The sequence below is a fragment of the Oleidesulfovibrio vietnamensis genome (genome assembly GCF_055388115.1).
Map to the genome: position 1 here is coordinate 1638563 of NZ_AP042419.1, position 17943 is coordinate 1656505.

Genomic DNA, 17943 nt, shown 5'->3' on the forward strand with positions numbered 1-17943 from the left:
CTGCACGGCAGCGGAGAATAATAATGACCGGAACCGGAACGACGGGTTTTGAAGAGCAGCTGGCGCGCCTACAGGAGATAGTCCGCAGGCTGGAGACCGGCGAACTGCCTCTGGAAGAGGGCGTGGCGCTGTACAAGGAAGGTCTGGAACTGGCTGCGGGGTGCCGCAAACGGTTGCAAACGGCGCGCAATGATATCAAAGTATTCAGCGACGGCGTATTGAAGGACTTTGACATGCCGGAAGATTCTCCGGCGGCGGATGACTGAATCTGTGTGCGCCGGCAGGTTTTTTGCGTTCTGCAGCGGCAGGCGACGGACAGCAACTTTTACACAGGGACGTGAACATGTCTCATGCGGACGAAATGACACCGCAGGCCATGAAGCAGCGGCTTGCGGCGGAAGCGCTGGAAGTGGAAGCGTATCTTGGCGGGTGCCTTAAAGGGCGGGGAATACCCTGTGATCTTCTGAAGGCCATGGATTACAGCCTGCTTGCCGGCGGTAAGCGTCTGCGACCCGTGCTGTGCCTTACCACGGCCGGTCTTTTCGGTCTGGCGCGCGATGCGGTGCTGCCTTTTGCCGCGGCCATCGAACTTATTCATACATATTCTCTGGTGCACGACGACCTGCCCGCCATGGATGATGACGACCTGCGGCGCGGCATGCCATCGAATCATAAAAAATTCGGCGAGGCCACAGCCATACTGGCCGGTGACGGCCTGCTTACCGAAGCGTTTTGCCTGATGGCATCGGCGGGAGCTGCTGTGGAAGCCTCCAGAGTGCTTTCCGCCTTGTCTGTGGTGGCTGCTGCGGCAGGCGCCGGAGGCATGGTGGGAGGTCAGATGTTGGATATGGAGTACACCGGCCGCGCTGATGTGTCTTTGGACATGCTTCGCGGTATGCACGCCATGAAAACAGGTGCGCTCATCCGCTGTTCGTGTCTTGCCGGAGCCCTGCTTGCAGGCGCACCGCAGGAAGATGCCGAACGGATATCCCGCTATGGAGAAGCCATCGGAGCCGCTTTTCAGATTGTTGATGACATTCTGGATGAAACCGGCGACGAGGCGACACTGGGCAAGCCGGTGGGCAGTGACAGCGGACAGGGCAAGAACACATATCCGAGCCTGCTGGGGCTTGAGCGCAGCAGAGAGCTGGCGCAGCAGCAGGTGGATGCCGCCGTGGCCTGCCTGTCGGGGTATGAAGGTGAAAATGCGCTTTTCCTCAGGGCACTTGCACAGTACATTGCCGATCGGGCCATGTGATTTTTTTAACAGCGGTGCCCTGTCGTAGCTGAATGCGTACGGCGGCATCTGTTTTTGCGGCATGCGTGGCGCGCATTATCCGTACGGAGTCTGCGGGGGTACGGATGAATGCACACTGCGTGTCACGTTGTGTGCCGGTTTTCAGGCATTGCCGCAGTGATAACGGGACAGAAGGGAATGAGCCAGACAGGCATGACAATAGATAATGTGCTGGATTCGATTCAGCACCCTACGGATGTGGCTAAACTGGATGCCGACCAACTGCGGCAGCTGGCAGATGAACTGCGCGAACGCATCATCGGCACGGTTTCCCAGAACGGCGGCCATCTGGCGCCTTCGCTCGGAGTGGTGGAGCTGACGCTGGCGCTGCTGTCGGTTTTCAATCCCGACAAGGACAAATTTGTCTGGGATGTGGGGCATCAGGCCTATGCATGGAAGCTGCTGACGGGCAGGCGCGATGAATTTTCCACGCTGCGGCAGTATCAGGGGATCAGCGGTTTTCCCAAAATGGCGGAAAGTCCCTACGATCATTTCGGGGTGGGTCATTCTTCCACGTCCATATCGGCTGCGGCGGGCATGGCCATGGCCCGCGATCTGGCCGGAGATGACAACGATGTCATAGCCATCATCGGTGACGGTTCCATGACCGCGGGGCTGGCTTTTGAAGGACTTAATCAGGCGGGGCATCAGGGGCGGCGGCTTCTGGTCATCCTGAATGATAATGAAATGTCCATATCAAAGAATGTCGGTGCGTTATCTCTTTTTCTCAGCCGTAATCTTTCTTCGCGCTGGGTGCGCCGCATGAAGCGCGATGTGGAAACCTGGCTTAAGTCGGTACCGGGCATAGGTGAAGAAATGCTCAACTATGCCAAGCGCAGTGAGCACAGCCTGAAAAGCTTTTTTACGCCCGGTATGTTGTTTGAAGCCTTCCGGTTCAACTATGTGGGACCGGTGGACGGCCATGATGTGCGCAATCTTGCCAAGGTGATGCAGATGGCGCGTGCTCTGGATGAGCCGGTGCTGCTGCATGTGCTGACCAAAAAAGGCAAAGGTTATGAACCGGCTGAAAGCAACCCCACCTATTTTCACGGGGTGGGCCGGTTTGAACTGGAAACCGGTGCCGCGTGTAAATTTGTGGATTCGGATTCACTGCCTTCGTATACCGAAGTGTTCGGCAGCACATTGTGCAGTCTGGCGGAAAAAGACGAGCGTGTGATTGCCATTACCGCCGCCATGCCCGAAGGCACAGGAGTGGGCGAATTCAGCCGACGTTTTCCTGACAGGTTTGTGGATGTGGGCATCTGCGAGCAGCATGCCGTCACGTTTGCAGCCGGTCTTGCTGCGCAGGGATTCCGGCCCGTGGTGGCCATTTATTCCACTTTTCTCCAGCGGTCGTATGACCAGATCGTGCATGATGTGTGTCTGCAGAAGCTGCCTGTGACGTTCTGTCTGGACAGAGGCGGGCTGGTAGGTGAAGACGGTCCGACACACCATGGTGCTTTTGACCTGAGTTATTTGCGGCATATTCCCAATCTGACCATCATTGCCCCCAAGGACGAGGCCGAATTGCAGCAGGCCATGAAGACGGCTCTGGCCGGTGAAGGACCTGTGGCCATACGCTATCCCCGCGGCATCGGTGTGGGAGCCTGTCTTTCCGCCGACCCCGGAGTGCTGGAACACGGCAGGGGAGAGCTGCTCAAAAAGGGAGCGGATGTTGCTGTCATCGCAGTGGGCAGCAGGGTGCATCCCGCGCTGGCGGTGGCCGAAGAAATAGAGCGCTCCACCGGCAAGGCTGTTTCTGTTTTCAACGCGCGTTTTGTGAAGCCTCTTGACGCGGAGCAGCTTGTGGCGCTGGCCCGCAGCCATGACAGCCTGCTGCTGCTTGAAGAGAACACAACAACCGGCGGTTTTTCCTCCGGTGTGCTGGAGCTGCTGGCCGATCACGACTGTCTTGCCGGCGTGCACGTGCGCCGGTTGGGGTTGCCGGATGATTTTGTGACGCACGGTACTCAGAAACAGCTTCGTAAGCTCACCGGCATAGACCGCGCGGCCATCCGCCGGACCCTGCTGGAAATGCTCGGGCTTCAGGAGTGAGCTGTTTGCCAGCTACGTAAAAAAGTCCCGCCGGATGACGGCGGGACTTTTGCGTTATATGGTGTGCGTCTTTGCGGGCATGCGGATTACGGTGCAGGACAGCCGCATGCGGTACCGGAGCGGCAGAGGTTCCCTGCCCCGTCATTGTCCGCTGTCTTTGCGGCAGATTAATCGTACCAGCGTACCACGTTTTCCATGCTGTGGCGGGCTTTGGGCCGCGGGGGGCGCACTCTGTAGCCAAAGGCACACATGCAGGCAACACCGAACTGATCCGTATCCACCTGAAGGTGCTGCTTCACGGCGGCGTTCAGGTCCGCTTCAACAAAGCCTTCCAGTGCGCAGCTGTCGATTTCCATCATGGCTGCCGCTGTCATCATGTTGGCCAGCGCTATGTACGCCTGCCTGCACGACCATTCAAAAAGCCGCATCTCGTTATCTATCATGCCGAAATCGCTGCGCAGGAAGTTGCCGTAATAGTCCGTTTTCAGGGCTATGATGTCGTCGGGCAGTTGCAGCACCTCACGCATGGAAGACTGTATATAATCGCTTTCCGGCAGCAGACGCGGGCGTTTGTGGGCCAGATAGACAACCAGATGGCTGCAGTTGGGAATCTGCTTTTTGCCGCCCCATGTGTGCCGGTGCAGCTCGGCGCGCAGGGCGGGGTTCTGCACTATCAGAAACTTCCACGGTTCAAAGCCGAAGGAACTGGGCGCGAGTCTGCCTGCTTCCAGAATGGTCAGAAACTGGTCTTCGGGAATTTTTCTGTCGGGATCGAAATCCTTGCTGGCATGCCGGAACAGGAAAGGGGTAAGGACTGTCTCATTCATGGCGTTCTCCGTATCTGCTTGCTGTTGGGCCAGACTGTTACTCTAGCCACAGGTCGCGTCTTGTAAAGGCATATCTGTAAAAACAGAATGCATTGCCGCCGGTCGCGGAATGGTCACGGGTGCTCCGCGTATCCTGCGGGCTGATCCTCCGGTTCCGGAGAGTGCCGGATTGCAGGGGTGTTGCAGACACTTGCGTTACAGGGGGGGACACATGGGCCGCAGCGGAAGATATCTGCTCCGGTACTGTGCAAAAAAAAAGCCCCGCCGGAGCGGGGCTGCAGGACTGATGTCAGAGCGCACTCTGCAGGCTCTGGACAAAGAGCATCAGGCCGTTTTCCAGCATCTGCACCGCCAGAAGCACCAGTATAAGCCCCATAAGCCGCTCGGCTGCGCGCATGCCGCGCTTTCCCAGCACACGGGTCATTTCGGGGGTGAACAGCATGATAACCGCGGTACCCAGCCATGCGCTGAGAATGCCCAGCAGCACTGCCGGAGAACCGGGAAACGGCGCTTCGGCACGGTGAGCATACAGCATGACAGCCGCCAGCAGCGATGGTCCGGCAATAAGCGGTACCGCAATGGGAACGATGAAGGGATCCTGCGTTTTTTCGGTATACCCTTCATCCCGCGGAAAAATCATCTTGATGGATATCATGAAGAGGATGATGCCGCCCGCCAGCCGCAGGGTGGACGGATGGATATCCAGCATGGCGAGCATGGCGTCGCCCACGTAATAGAACAGGAAAATGATTCCGAGAGCGATGCACAGCTCGCGCAGCAGGATAGCCCGCATGGCGCGGGGTGTTGTACCTTTCAGCATGCCGATGCACACTGCGGCGTTGCCCAGCGGGTCCATAATCAGAAACAGCGGCAGGGCTATCTCGAAAACACTGCGGAAAGACAGGTCTGCCATTATTCGTCCACTTCCATATAGGTAGCCGATTGCGCCTGCTTTTCCGACACGGTCACACTGTGCATGCGTACCCCGTGCGGTTGTACGAGGGGGGCCATATGCCGGTAAATGTGCCTTGCCAGATTTTCCGACGAAGGATTGCAGGTGTCAAAGGGGGGCGTTTCGTTAAGCACGCAGTGGTCAAGACCGTCAAGTACCTGTTTCAGTGCGTTTTTCAGTACTTTAAAATCCACCAGCAGCTCTGTGTCAGGCGTGAGGATTCCCCCTTCCACTGTGGCTTCAACGCCGAAGTTATGGCCGTGCAGTGCTTCGCACTTGCCGCAATAGTTGCGCAGCGAATGGGCCGCCGCAAAGTCGGAACGCACGGTAAGGCGCCATATTCCCTTAGGCATGAGTAGTTTTTCCTTTCATTTTCCACTGATTGAAGTCGTTATCAAACACGGGGCCGGGCTGGATGGAGTATTCCGGCCCCAGCTGCAGCAGGCACCAGCTGTCTTCTATGACCAGCTGCACGTTGACGGGAATGGTCCCTTTGTTTTTGCGCAGCAGTGCTTTCAGGCTGTCCAGATCAGACGAGTGCAGCTGATGAAGCCCCAGCTCTATGGTCACAGGCTCTTCACTTTCGTGGCAGGCTTTTGCCAGCGGAATGACCGCTTCGCCTATCACTTTTATCTCTTTAAGAATTTCTTCTTCATCATCTTGTTTTGCGGGCTGCTCGTCATCTTTTTTATCACTGATTTTCGCTTCAAGCAGCAGCGGCTGGTCAGATTGGAGCATCTCACGGCATTCTGCATAAGCTTCGGGAAAAAAGATGCATTCACCGGAGGCGGTAAGGTCTTCCACCTGACAAAAAGCCATCCGGTGACCTTTCTTGGTCAGAATTTCCTTGATGGAAGTGACCAGCACCGCTGATTTGAAACTCTGTTCAGGTCCCATCTCGCGGCAGTCTTCAAGCGGGGTAAGCCTGAGCCGGAAAATTTCTTTCCGGTAGGGCTGTAAGGGGTGGCTGCTGAGATAAAAGCCCAGAGCTTCCTTTTCCTTCCGCAGTTTTTCTTCGTCGTCCCATTCCTCCATGCTTTGTTCCGGGCAGTCAAAACCCAGTCCGGGGCAGGTCTGCGGTTCCTGCTCCATGACAGAAAACATGGAAATCTGGTTGGAGGCTTTTTCTTTGGCTTTTTTCTGTGCGCGGGCCACCACGGTATCAAGTCCGGCCACCATGCCCTGACGGGTGCACCCCAGGCAGTCGCAGGCACCGCTTTTAATCAGGTTTTCAAGCACCCGTTTGGTGACTTTGCGCAGATTCACACGCATGCACAGGTCCAGCATGGACTGAAAAGGACCGTCTTCTTCGCGGGCTTTCACTATCTCGCGGATAGCTTCGTCTCCCACGTTTTTGATGCCGCCCAGTCCGTATGTCACCTTGCCGTCCAGCACGCTGAATTCGCGGCGCGAAATCTGCACGTTAGGAGCCAGAACCTCAACCCCCATATCCTTGCAGCAGGCCACATATTTGAGCACCTTTTCCTGATTGTTCATTTCCGACGTCATCAGCGCGGCCATGAATTCCACAGGGTAGTGCACCTTCAGATAGGCGGTGTAATAGGATATGAGCGCATATGCCGCGGAGTGCGACTTGTTGAAGCCGTACTCCGCAAACTTTTCCATCAAGTCAAATATCTCGGTCGCTTTTGCCTCGGGAACGTTGTTTTCTTTAGCGCCTTTCGTAAACTTGATGCGCTCTTCGGCCATGGCCTCGGCATTCTTTTTGCCCATGGCGCGGCGCAGCAGGTCAGCGCCGCCCAGCGTGTAGTTTGCCACAATCTGGGCAATCTGCATGACCTGTTCCTGATAGACAATGACACCGTATGTGTCGCGCAGGCAGTCTTTCAGGCTTTCCAGCGGATAGGTGACCGCCACTTCTCCGTGTTTACGCTTGATGAATTCATCCACCATGCCGGACCCCAGCGGACCGGGACGGTACAGGGCCAGCATGGCGATGACGTCGTCAAAGCAGGAGGGGCGCAGCATGCGCAGGTACTGGCGCATGCCGGAACTTTCCACCTGAAAGACGCCGTCGGTTTCACCGCGGGAGTAAAGTTCGTATGTTTCCTTGTCTTCCAGAGACATGGTGTCGAGGTCGGGCGGAGTAAGGCCCTGCATGGCAATGAGGTCCAGCGCATCCTGTACCAGCGTCATGGTGCGCAGACCCAGAAAGTCGAATTTGACCAGACCGACTTTTTCGACAATTTTCATATCGAACTGGGTGACAATACCGCCTTTTTTATCTCGATACAGCGGCAGATACTCGAACATGGGCTTGTCTGAAATGACCACGCCGGCGGCATGGGTGGACGCATGACGCGAAAGTCCTTCAAGCCGCATGGAAATATCGAGCAGTTTGCGTATCTGCGGGTCGTTGGTGTAAAGCGTTTTAAGGTCCGGCTCCATGTCCAGAGCTTTTTTAATCGTCATTTTCAGGTCTTCGGGAATCAGCTTGGCTATTCTGTCCCCGTCCTGAAAAGACAGCCCCAGTGCCCGCGCAACGTCGCGCACTACCGCCTTTGCCTTCATTTTTCCAAAGGTGGTTATCTGGGCAACTGAATCTTCGCCGTACTTTCTGCCTACATACTGTATGACCTCGCCGCGCCTGCGTTCGCAGAAGTCCACGTCGATATCAGGCATGGACACACGCTCGTTGTTCAGAAAGCGTTCAAACAGCAGGTTGTAGGGAATGGGGTCAAGGTTTGTTATCTTGAGCGCCCATGCCACGATGGATCCGGCAGCGGAGCCACGGCCCGGACCCACAGGGATTTTGTTGTCTTTTGCCCAGTTGATGAAGTCCTGCACGATGAGGAAATAACCGGGAAAACCCATGCTGCAAATGACTTCAAGCTCTTTTTCCAGACGTTGCCAGTAGGCGGGTTCGTCTATCTGGTCGCGGTAGGGCAGAATCTCCAGACGTTTCTGCAGCCCCTCGTGCGAAAGCTTGCGGAATTCGTCTTCAAGCGTCATGCCTTCCGGCAGTTCGTAGTTGGGGAAATAATAGTTCCCGAGGTCCAGCGTGACATCAATCTGTCCGGCAATTTTGACGGTGTTTTCTATGGCTTCCGGAACATGGGCAAAGGCGGCTGCCATTTCGTCCGGCGACTTGTAATACAGTTCCGTAGTCTCAAAGCGCATGCGGCGCTCGTCGGTGACTTTGGCGCCGGTCTGGATGCACAGCAGGGTATCGTGCGCTTCAACGTCGGTTTTTTCCAGATAATGGCAGTCGTTGGTTGCCACCAGCGGCAGACCGGTTATACCGGCAAGCTCTATCAGCTTGTCATTCAGCTCGTCCTGTTCCTTCAGGCCGTTTGACTGAACCTCCAGATAAAACCTGTCGGGGTATATTTCGGCATATTCGCGGGCCAGTTCAATGGCGCGGTCCATGCCTTCGTTCAGCAGCGCCCGCGGAATTTCGCCTGCAAGGCAGGCGGAAAGAGCTATGATGCCTTCACTGTACTGCCTCAGCAGGTCTTTGCTGACACGGGGCTTGTAGTGAAAGCCTTCTGTAAAGCCGCGCGTGACCAGTTTTGCCAGATTATGATACCCTGTTCTGTTCTGTGCCAGAAGGACAAGGTGGTAGCGTTTTTTGGCCATATCGCCTGTTTTGTCGGTATGGTCGCCGTGGGCGACATATACCTCGCAGCCAATGATGGGCTTCAGGCCCATTTTCTGGGCCATCTGATAAAAATATACGGCTCCGTACATGTTGCCGTGGTCGGTAATGGCCACGGCAGGCATGTCGAATTCTTTGGCTTTTTCGCAAAGATCTTTCAGGCGGATGGCGCCGTCGAGCAGGCTGTATTCCGTATGACAATGAAGATGGACAAATTGTGGCATGCTGCTGATGGGTTGGGTGTTTCGGATGATTAAACAATGAAGATAACAGAAAAAAAACTTGCACTCAATTGCCTAAAATGTAAATGGAAACAGAGGGTTGTCGCAATTGTGGCCCGCCAAAGCCGTTCTGGCGGCGCGGCGGCCCTTTGTGGGCGGGTTGCATCGGGCGGCGCGGCGTCATACATCCATGCCCAAGGCGGAACGCCTACCGCGCAACCGGCCGTAAGCGGCTGCAACACTATGGCGCAAGGGGTGCAGTATGAATAACATTATGCGGCTGATGCAGGTTTTACCGGTTTCTCTGGCTGCTGTATGTCTTTCTGCGGCCGGCAGTTTTGCCGCGCAGGAGGCGGCGCAGCAGGCACCGGACGGCTGGAAGATGCAGCTGGCTGTTTTTTTGAATACCAAATGGGGACAATATGCCATGATCGCGGTCTTTTTTCTGCTGATCATCGGCTACCTGCGTTTTCTGTTTGGTCCCGGCGGAATCCTGCGGGAAAAAAAGTGGGACGAGTGGAACGAGCAGGCCCGTAAAGAACGGGAAAAAGCACAGAAAGACGGTTCCGGTACACGCAGACGCCCGGACGGCCTTTTTTATCGCGGAAGGGACTGAACATGGCCGGGTGTCCTGTCTTTGCACATGCGGGTGCCGTGCAGGCCGCTGCCGGAAACGACATCGACGCGCACCGCCGCTGGTTTGCACAATATGCCGACTGGCATCTTCAGGCCTGCAGCGGTGACGACGAGCCTTTGCGCCTGAAAACAGGTCATACATGGCGGGTGCTGGAAAATGCAGCAGCCATGGTACGCGTCGCGGCAGCTGAAAAAGACAGTCCTTTTTACCGGCGGGAAGAGCTGCAGCGCGCTGCTCTTCTGGCGGCTTTGTACCACGATACCGGAAGGTTTCCGCAGTATATGCGCTGGGGAACGTTCAATGACAGAACTTCGGCAAACCACGGCCTGCTGGGGTGCCGCACCTTGCGTTCTCTCGGCGTTCTGGGGGCGGAAAAGACTGGTGTAAGGCGGCTGGCGCTGGGAGCCGTGGCTCTGCACAATAGAAGATCTCTGCCCCGGGGCATACCTGAGGAACTGCGCAGTGTGACAGATGTGGTCAGAGATGCCGACAAAATAGATATCATGGGTGTGATCGCCTGTTATCTTCGTCCGGACGGGCCGCGTAATGACGTGGTCACCCTTGACCTGCAGGATTGTCCGGCCTGCTGGAGCCGGTCTGTGGCTGCTGCCGTGCAGGCCGGAGAACAGGTGGGCTATGAAGATATGCGCTACCTGAACGACTTCATTCTGCTGCTGTGCAGCTGGGTTTACGGTTTTCGCAACAGGGCTGCGCTGCGTCTGGTGAAAGAGCAGGGAGTGATGGCTGCTCTGGTCCGCCAGCTGCCGGAAGACGGGACGGGGGTGCTTGATGACATCAGGGCCGGAGTGCTTGCGGCTGTTGCCGTATAATGGAAAAACGAAGCACATGTGCGGAATGTCCGCCATGACGCAGAACGGAGAAAGTGCATGAAGGAAACCGGCAGAACGGCGGGTATAAAGCCTTTTTATGCAATGGATGTGCTTGAGCGGGCTCAGGAGTTGGAAAGGCAGGGCGCCGATGTTATCCATCTTGCTCTGGGCGAGCCGGATTTTGATGTGCCGGAACCGGTCAGGCAGGCGCTGGTGCAGGCTGTGGAGGGCGGACACACCCACTACACGGGCAGCATGGGCATGCTTGAGTTGCGACAGGCCATCGCAAAGGACTATCGCCGCCGGTATGGTGTTGATGTTTCTCCAGAACGCATTGCCGTGACCAGCGGCACATCTCCTGCCATGTTTATGCTGTTCGGTGCCTTATTGCAGCAGGGCGACGAGGTCATCATTTCCGACCCTCATTACGCCTGCTACCCCAGCTTTATCAGTTTTGCAGGCGGGGTACCGGTAAAAGTCCGCGTTTATGAGGAAGACGGCTTTCAGTACCGTGTGGATGCCATCAAGGCCAAACTGACCGGGCGTACCAGAGCCATTTTCATCAATTCCCCTTCCAATCCGACAGGTAACCAGTTGCCGGCAGACAGGATGCGCCGCATTGCCTCTCTGGGAATTCCCGTCATCAGCGATGAGATTTATCACGGGCTGGAATATGGTGAAAAAGAGCACACGATTCTTGAATTCACAGATAATGCTTTCGTGTTCAACGGATTTTCAAAGCTGTATGCCATGACCGGACTCCGTCTGGGGTATGTTATTGCTCCGGATGCATGGGTTCCGGTGCTGCGCAAGCTGTGCCAGAATTTTTTCATCTCTCCCAACTCCGTCTCGCAGCATGCGGGTATTGCGGCTTTGACACAATGTGATGCCGATGTGGCCCGTATGCGCATTATTTACGACGAGCGCCGCAAATTTATGATCCGCCGTCTGCGCGAGATGGGGTTCGGCATCACCGTGGAGCCCACGGGAGCATTCTATGTGCTTGCCAATGCCCGTTTTCTTTCAGCGGATTCCTATGCTCTGGCATTTGAAATACTGGAGCAGGCACACGTGGGTGTGACGCCGGGCATTGACTTCGGCGAAGGGGCCGAGGGGTACCTGCGTTTTTCCTATGCCAGCTCTCTGGAAAAGATTCATGAGGCCATGAACCGGCTGGAGCAGTTTGTACGCAGCAGAACCGGTTGCGCGTGCTGACGGCTATGGGCGGCGCAGACGATCCTTATGCCCGTATGGCGCGGCATTATGACAGGGTGCTGAACCCTGTGCTTGATCCGGTGCGCCGCCGGATAGCCTGTGTGCTGGAGCGGCTGTCATGCCGCCGTGTGCTGGATGTGTGCTGCGGCACGGCGCGGCAGGCCGTTTTTCTGCCGCATGGTGTGCATGACTACACCGGTGTTGATATTTCCGGTGCCATGCTGGAACAGGGCATGAGGGCGTTATGCAAAGCCGGTATCAGGAGCGGCCCCTGCCGCGGAGCTGCGGGCAAAGGTGAAGACCGCGGAACCGCGGTAACGCTGCTGCGGGCCGACGGTATCCTTCAGCCGTTTGCTGACAATACGTTTGACGCAGCAGTCATTGCCTTTGCCCTGCACGAAAAGCCGCCGGCAGAGGCTGCGGCGGTGCTGGCCGAAAGTGTGCGGGTTGCGCGGCAGCTGATTGTTGCCGAATATACTATGCCGGAGCGTGTGCTGGAAGTTCCCGGTGCGCTGCTTATGCATCTGCCGGAACGTATGGCAGGGCGCATGCATTACCGTTTCTTCCGCAGCTTCATGCAGGCCGGAGGCATGCAGGGGCTGGCCCACCGGCAGGGCCTGAGGGAGCTGGAACGCCATCGCCTTTTTTGCGGCGGTGCGGCGGTGACGGTATATTCCGCGTAGCACTCAGGGGCGGTCTTTCCGGGGCTGCTGTTTTGCCGCGGCAAGGGCAGGCCCGATGCTTTGCATAAGTTCTTGCAGACTGTCCGCTATGTAGTCCGCACCGGCCTGCTGCAGGGTTTCATGATTTCCTTCGCCGGTGGTCACTCCGGCTGTGACGGCTCCGGCCTGTTTTCCCATCAGAATATCCATGGGGTGATCACCCACCATAAGAGCATTCTGCGCCGGACAGCCGCAGACCGCAAGAGCCTGCGTCAGATGGCGGGGGTCCGGTTTGACTGCGGTCACGTCGTCACGGGTGAAAACACCCGTGCACAGCGAGTATGCTTCCGGCAGCATGGCCAGCACTCCGGCGCGGCAGTTTCTGGTGACGATATATGTGGAAATGCCTGCGGATTTCAGCTGTTGCAGCATATGCACAGCTCCGGAAAACATCTGCCCTCTGCGTGCGGCAGCCACTTCTATTTCTTCTATGGTTTTCAGCGTGGCCTGCTTGAGCAGGGCCGCCTGTGGTGCTGATGTTTCTGCCAGTTCGTTTTCTGCAGCTTCCAGCCATTCCAGTATATACATACCGCTGTCAGAAGGCGGCTGCATGAAGCGGCTGACCGTTGCGTGCAGTGCGGCCCTCATCTCGGTGAAGTCTATTCTTGAGTCTGCAAGCGTTCCGTCAAAATCGAACGCGATCGCTTGCAAAGCGTGCCGTGATAACATAGTCTTTCCTATCCTCTTGAAACTGCTCGTGCTTTATGCTCCGGCGCATGGATGTTACGGGAGCCTTGTGTGTCTGGCAATGGTCTTTTCAGGTACGATGCCGTCGTAGTGGGCGGCGGGCCGTGCGGGGCCTCTGCGGCTTTTACTCTGGCCCGTAACGGTTACACCGTCATGGTTATCGATGCCGGAAAATTTCCGCGCTTCAAACTGTGCGGCGGGCTGCTGACCGGTAAAAGCACGGCGTTTCTGCGCGATTGTTTCGGCATGGACGCATCATGTCTTGCACGCGCGGGCGCGCTTGAAGGCTGTGAAAACTCCTACCATATTTATGCGGGCGGCAGAAGGATTGTTGCAGGAAGCAACGGAAGTCCGTTTTATTTTGTGCGCCGCGACCGTTTTGACTCCCGTCTGCTGAAGAGTGCTGCCGCTGCGGGGGCTGTTGTGCGCGAGGGTACAAAAGTCGTGCATGCGGACTGCCGCACGGGAAAAGTGCATTGCCACGACGGCAGCAGTGTTTGCGCCGAATTTATCATAGCTGCCGACGGCGTGCACAGTACCGTGCGCAAAGCTGTCTGCGGCGGGTTGCGGCATTCTGTCCGTCAGGCTGTGGCTGTGGAGGTCGCCGTGCCCCGCTGGCATGTGCCGCAAGAAGTGCAGCTTCCCTCCGTGCATCTGGGGCTGCTGCAAAGAGGCTACGGCTGGTTGTTTCCCAACAGGCGAAATATTGTGGCCGGAGTGGGCGGGCTGCTGTGCCGTGGTGAACATCCGGCACGTGTTTTGCGCACATGGCTGTGCGGCTGCGGCGTGCAGGCGGGGCATATACCGCAGCCGCGCGGATATACGCTGCCGTTCGGCGGGCATCTGCGGCGCCCTTTTTCAGGCAGGGTTCTGCTGGCGGGTGATGCCGCAGGCTTTGCCGATGCCGTTTTCGGAGAGGGGATTTACTACGCCATGCTGTCGGGCAGTCTTGCGGCGCAGGCGGTCATGCAGGCACTGCCGGTGCGTGCCGCAGGCAGCGTGTTGCATGAGGAACATGGTGCCGGCACGTTTTACATGCGGTTGCTGAAAAGAAACCTATTCCGGACTCTGGGGCAGGCTGCCGTGCTGCACCGCTTTTTGTACCGCCCCCCCGACGGGCCGGACAGGGCCGCAGTCAGGCTGTTTCTGCGGTGCGCACACCGCCTGCTGGTCAACAGGCTTCACTCGGTACCGGACCGCTGACACACGTATTTCACGGCCGCTGCAGCAGTAGGGCGGTACCGCAGCTACCAGCTGTTTTCGGCCGGCGGAATGACCGTTGTTTCCGGATAATATGCCGCCCAGGCGAACCACATTACTTCCACTGCAGGCACCCGTGTAAGCTGATAGCCCCGCAGTACGCCGAACTCACAGGTTCCTTCCGGTGTCCATTCGGAATTGGTTTCAGAATCTGCCATGGTGCGGTCGCGCATGAACAACGAGACCGTCTTGCCGTTCACCACGCGGGAAAAAATCCGTACCGCGTCCAGCTGCCTGTCGTATACCGCCGCCAGCGGTTCGGTTCCCATGGTGAAGTTGATGACTCCCTGCGCCTTTACCTGCGATTTGTGCACCGCTGTCTGCAGGTTGTCGCGGGTCAGTCCCAGCATGGGTTCTTTGGCATTGAACCGGGCATCGGCATGCATGACAGGAAAGGTTACCGTATTGTTCTGGTAATAGCTGTTGCCGGAGCGATACGAACCGTAGGGGTCTTTGCCGTACGAGCGTCTGTAGCCTGTTGCCCGCGAAAGAACCAGTGCCCCGGGCCAGCGTCCGGCCGCTTTTTCCCACGTTGTCCACAGCACGGGCAGGCGCTCCAGCGTGGTACCTTCCAGCGGACCTTCGATGGCGGTGCCTGTTATCTGCGGCCACAGGCTGCCGGTGGCTCTGTCATACAGCACCGTGTTGGCGTTCAGCAGCTTGCCGGTAACGCCGAAAGATGTATCAAAGCGGCCTGCACGTGCGCTGTAGCCCGCCACCGCTCCGGTAAGAGGGCTGTATGTGATGAGCACGGGTGCACCGTCGGGTGTGGTCTCGTTGACGGCTTCGTGCCAGACCATGATGTATTGCGGGTAGATGCGTACGCCCTGCGGCAGGTGTATGACGAATACAGGTTCTCCGCGTTCCAGACTGAGTGACGCATTGGGAACGGTCACATATTCCGGATTCATCAGGGCGGGGATATTATCGTATTTCACGCCGGTATCTATGACGGCATCGGCCATTGCCTTCAGGTCGGCACCGGCCGCGCGGCATACAGGCGGATACACCGCCATGACGGCTGCCAGCAGCCACAGACAAAAATGCATCAGATTCTTTTTTCTCATGGTACCGGATGGCTGTGTGGTTGAAAGACCTTGCTTAACGGGTTAGTTTTCATCTTCCGGATTCCGAATTTGCAGAAATGCAAGCATACGGAATAGAAGCCGCCGAAGCAATGCATGCGGTTCGCGTCTGATATCGGCAGGTGATGGCGGAAGCGGGGATACGTACTGTCTGCAGGGGCATTACATCACGCGGCGATTTTATTGACAGATACTAATGACAGGGAGACACGAAGCTATGCAGCCTCAGAAGGTGCTTGTATGCGGCGGGGCCGGGTATATCGGTTCACATATGGTCAGGGCGCTTATGCGTGCCGGACACCTGCCTGTTGTTTTTGACAATCTTTCCACAGGACATCTTGAATCCATCGGGCAGGCGGAATTTGTGCGCGGCGACCTTTTGGATATGCAGGCCCTGCGGCGCGTGTTCGGTGAATACTGCTTTGATGCGGTTATGCATTTTTCTGCCAAAAGTCTGGTGGGCGAATCGGTTGTTCATCCCGCCCTGTATTATACCAATAATGTGACGGGCACCTGCAATCTGCTGGAAGCCATGCGCGAAAGCGGCGTTGGGCGGCTGGTGTTTTCCAGTACGGCGGCCGTGTACGGCGATCCGCAGGCACCTGTCATTGCAGAAGATCATCCATGCTTGCCGGTAAACCCCTACGGGCGGTCCAAGCTCATGGTGGAAACCATGCTTGTCGACCATGCGACCGCGTATGGCCTGCGTTCTGTCTCTCTGCGGTACTTCAATGCGGCGGGAGCTGACGAGGACGGCGGCATAGGTGAGGCGCATTCGCCCGAAACCCATCTGCTGCCCAACGTACTGCTGGCGGCATTGGGCAGAAACGACGGCCTGAAGATATTCGGCGATGATTATACGACGCCGGACGGGACGTGCGTACGCGACTACATCCATGTGACGGACCTGTGCAGCGCGCATCTGGCGGCGCTGGAGTATATGACCCTTCATGCCGGTGCCGCAGTGTTCAATCTGGGTAACGGCAACGGTTTTTCCGTGCGCGAAATTCTGGACGCCGCCTGCCGTGTGACAGGTGTTGATATTCCCTTTACCGTGGAAGGACGCAGGGCTGGCGATCCTCCCATGCTGGTGGCCGATGCTGCACGTGCCCGTACCGCGCTGGGATGGACTCCTGTTTATACGGATATAGACCGGATCATTGAAACCGCATGGCGCTGGCACAGCGACCAGCGTTATTGATTCTGGCTTAAGCGCAATGACGTAACGCCCTGCGATCGTATGACCGCAGGGCGTTTTTGTTGTAACGGAAAGCAGGGCAGTTCAGACGCGTACAGTAAGGTGCCATGCTGTGTGCCGCAGGACAGAAAAGGCGGTACACCGCAGGCGCGTCTGCACGGGCTTTGGCCGCAGCCGTGCGGTGTTATGCCGCGCGGCGAGAATTTCAGGCGGCGGTGCCCAGTGCTTTCAGAATAATACCGGCAGCGCGGGCAGGGGCTCCGGGGGCTCCCAGCATGGTGCGCAATGTGGCAAGCTGCGCGCGTACGGCGGACATCTGTTCCGGGTGTTCCAGCCATGCCAGCGCGTGGCGCGCCAGTACCGTGCCGTCGGCGTTTTCCTGCAGCAGTTCAGGAAAGACTTCCCGCTGCATTACAAGATTGGGCAGACTTACATAAGGAACCCTGACCAGACGCTTGCCCACGGCAAACGACAGGGGCGAAACTTTGTATGTCACCAGCGTGGGGGTGCCCAGCAGCGCTGATTCCAGTGTGACAGTGCCTGATGCCGCAATGAGCATGTTGCAACTGCGCATGAAGCTGTACCGGTTGTCGGGGGCATGCATGTGCAGCGGCACATCGGTTTGCCACAGCCTGCGCAGTGCATCTTCGGTTATGCCCGGGGCGCGTACGCAGTGGAATTCAAGTCCGGGCAGACGTCGGTGCATTATTTCTGCGGCAATGGCAAACTGCGGCATCAGCGAGGTGATTTCTTTTTTCCGGCTGCCGGGCAGCAACCCTATGCGCTGCGGCAGAGGAGTCATGGCGTCTATTTCGTCCCAGTTCACCATATCCACCAGCGGGTTGCCCACATACTCTATTTCCATGCCGTGGCTGCGATAAAAATCCACTTCGAATGGCAGAATGCTGATGACCTTATGCACATGGCTGCGTATGAACCGGATTCTGCCTGTGCGCCATGCCCATATTTTGGGGCTTATATAATAAAAGACGGGAATACCCAGTTCTCTGGCATAGCGGGCTATGCGGAAGTTGAAGGAGGGGGCGTCAACAAGAACCACGGCGTCGGGGCGCATCTGCCGCAGGGTGCGCCGGATGGAGCGCAGCATGGAGAGTATCCGTGGCAGGTGTCCGAGAACCTCGGTTATGCCCATGACGGACAGATCTTCCACCCTGAACAGGGCGTTGAAGCCGGCACTGCGCATGTCGGGACCGCCCACGCCCGAGCATGTTATGCCGCAATCCTGAGTTTGCAGGGCCCGTATCAGATTGGCTGCATGCATGTCGCCGGACATTTCTCCGGCGCTTATCCAGATGTTTTTGTGCTTCTGTGTCATCA

At 57.1% G+C, this 17943-nt stretch carries 16 protein-coding genes; 9 read left to right on the forward strand and 7 right to left on the reverse strand.

Annotation, left to right across the window (positions count from 1 at the left end):
- The first annotated feature begins 23 nt into the window (after nt 1–23).
- The 3 genes from ACZ5D1_RS07255 (at nt 24) to dxs (ending at nt 3352) form a co-directional block, all read left to right on the forward strand.
- Nucleotides 24–266 carry an exodeoxyribonuclease VII small subunit gene (locus ACZ5D1_RS07255; RefSeq protein WP_011368094.1) on the forward strand — a complete coding sequence of 81 codons (243 nt, stop codon included), beginning with the start codon at nt 24–26 and terminating at the stop codon, nt 264–266.
- A gap of 77 nt (nt 267–343) precedes the next feature.
- Nucleotides 344–1258, forward strand: a complete 915-nt coding sequence (locus ACZ5D1_RS07260) for a polyprenyl synthetase family protein (protein ID WP_273195421.1) — start codon at nt 344–346, stop codon at nt 1256–1258.
- Nucleotides 1259–1435: 177 nt separating this feature from the next.
- A complete protein-coding gene (gene dxs / locus ACZ5D1_RS07265; RefSeq protein WP_011368092.1) occupies nt 1436–3352 on the forward strand; it encodes a 1-deoxy-D-xylulose-5-phosphate synthase in 1917 nt (638 codons plus the stop codon).
- Between the two features lie 167 nt (nt 3353–3519).
- Here dxs and ACZ5D1_RS07270 read toward each other — a convergent pair whose 3' ends face one another.
- From ACZ5D1_RS07270 to dnaE, 4 genes are all read right to left on the reverse strand, one after another.
- Complete coding sequence (locus ACZ5D1_RS07270; RefSeq protein WP_455696271.1) at nt 3520–4179, reverse strand: NAD(P)H-dependent oxidoreductase; 660 nt, start codon at nt 4177–4179, stop codon at nt 3520–3522.
- 289 nt (nt 4180–4468) lie between these two features.
- A complete protein-coding gene (locus ACZ5D1_RS07275) occupies nt 4469–5092 on the reverse strand; it encodes a MarC family protein (RefSeq protein ID WP_011368090.1) in 624 nt (207 codons plus the stop codon).
- On the reverse strand, nt 5092–5484 hold the full coding sequence (gene queD / locus ACZ5D1_RS07280; protein WP_011368089.1) for a 6-carboxytetrahydropterin synthase QueD: 393 nt from the start codon (nt 5482–5484) through the stop codon (nt 5092–5094). Before queD ends, ACZ5D1_RS07275 begins: the two co-directional genes overlap by 1 nt.
- Nucleotides 5477–8974 carry a DNA polymerase III subunit alpha gene (gene dnaE, locus ACZ5D1_RS07285; RefSeq protein WP_027181164.1) on the reverse strand — a complete coding sequence of 1166 codons (3498 nt, stop codon included), beginning with the start codon at nt 8972–8974 and terminating at the stop codon, nt 5477–5479. Before dnaE ends, queD begins: the two co-directional genes overlap by 8 nt.
- 259 nt (nt 8975–9233) lie before the next feature.
- On the opposite strand from dnaE, the gene ACZ5D1_RS07290 reads away from it, so the two are divergent.
- From ACZ5D1_RS07290 to ACZ5D1_RS07305, 4 genes are read left to right on the forward strand one after another with little or no spacing between them, the layout of a single operon-like run.
- Nucleotides 9234–9587: a hypothetical protein gene (locus ACZ5D1_RS07290; protein ID WP_011368087.1), complete on the forward strand. Its 354-nt coding sequence runs from the start codon at nt 9234–9236 to the stop codon at nt 9585–9587.
- Nucleotides 9588–9589: 2 nt separating this feature from the next.
- Nucleotides 9590–10438, forward strand: coding sequence for an HD domain-containing protein (locus ACZ5D1_RS07295; RefSeq protein ID WP_273195407.1), 849 nt, complete (start codon nt 9590–9592; stop codon nt 10436–10438).
- Nucleotides 10439–10495: 57 nt separating this feature from the next.
- Nucleotides 10496–11653, forward strand: a complete 1158-nt coding sequence (locus tag ACZ5D1_RS07300) for a pyridoxal phosphate-dependent aminotransferase (protein WP_273195404.1) — start codon at nt 10496–10498, stop codon at nt 11651–11653.
- The gene (locus tag ACZ5D1_RS07305; protein WP_464556399.1) at nt 11647–12336 is read left to right on the forward strand and encodes a class I SAM-dependent methyltransferase; all 690 of its coding nucleotides are present in this window, start codon (nt 11647–11649) and stop codon (nt 12334–12336) included. The genes ACZ5D1_RS07300 and ACZ5D1_RS07305 overlap by 7 nt, the downstream gene beginning before the upstream one ends.
- 3 nt (nt 12337–12339) lie before the next feature.
- On the opposite strand, the gene ACZ5D1_RS07310 is transcribed toward ACZ5D1_RS07305, so the two are convergent.
- Nucleotides 12340–13044, reverse strand: coding sequence for an HAD family hydrolase (locus ACZ5D1_RS07310; RefSeq protein ID WP_011368083.1), 705 nt, complete (start codon nt 13042–13044; stop codon nt 12340–12342).
- Between the two features lie 69 nt (nt 13045–13113).
- On the opposite strand from ACZ5D1_RS07310, the gene ACZ5D1_RS07315 reads away from it, so the two are divergent.
- A complete protein-coding gene (locus ACZ5D1_RS07315) occupies nt 13114–14265 on the forward strand; it encodes a geranylgeranyl reductase family protein (RefSeq protein WP_464556401.1) in 1152 nt (383 codons plus the stop codon).
- Between the two features lie 44 nt (nt 14266–14309).
- Here the strand turns inward: ACZ5D1_RS07315 and ACZ5D1_RS07320 are convergent, their stop codons facing one another.
- The gene (locus ACZ5D1_RS07320) at nt 14310–15389 is read right to left on the reverse strand and encodes a DUF3179 domain-containing protein (protein ID WP_051363805.1); all 1080 of its coding nucleotides are present in this window, start codon (nt 15387–15389) and stop codon (nt 14310–14312) included.
- Between the two features lie 235 nt (nt 15390–15624).
- Between ACZ5D1_RS07320 and galE the strand changes: the two genes are divergently transcribed.
- The gene (galE, locus tag ACZ5D1_RS07325) at nt 15625–16608 is read left to right on the forward strand and encodes a UDP-glucose 4-epimerase GalE (protein ID WP_027181161.1); all 984 of its coding nucleotides are present in this window, start codon (nt 15625–15627) and stop codon (nt 16606–16608) included.
- Between the two features lie 202 nt (nt 16609–16810).
- Here galE and lpxB read toward each other — a convergent pair whose 3' ends face one another.
- Nucleotides 16811–17941: a lipid-A-disaccharide synthase gene (gene lpxB / locus ACZ5D1_RS07330; protein ID WP_027181160.1), complete on the reverse strand. Its 1131-nt coding sequence runs from the start codon at nt 17939–17941 to the stop codon at nt 16811–16813.
- Between the last annotated feature and the right edge of the window lie 2 nt (nt 17942–17943).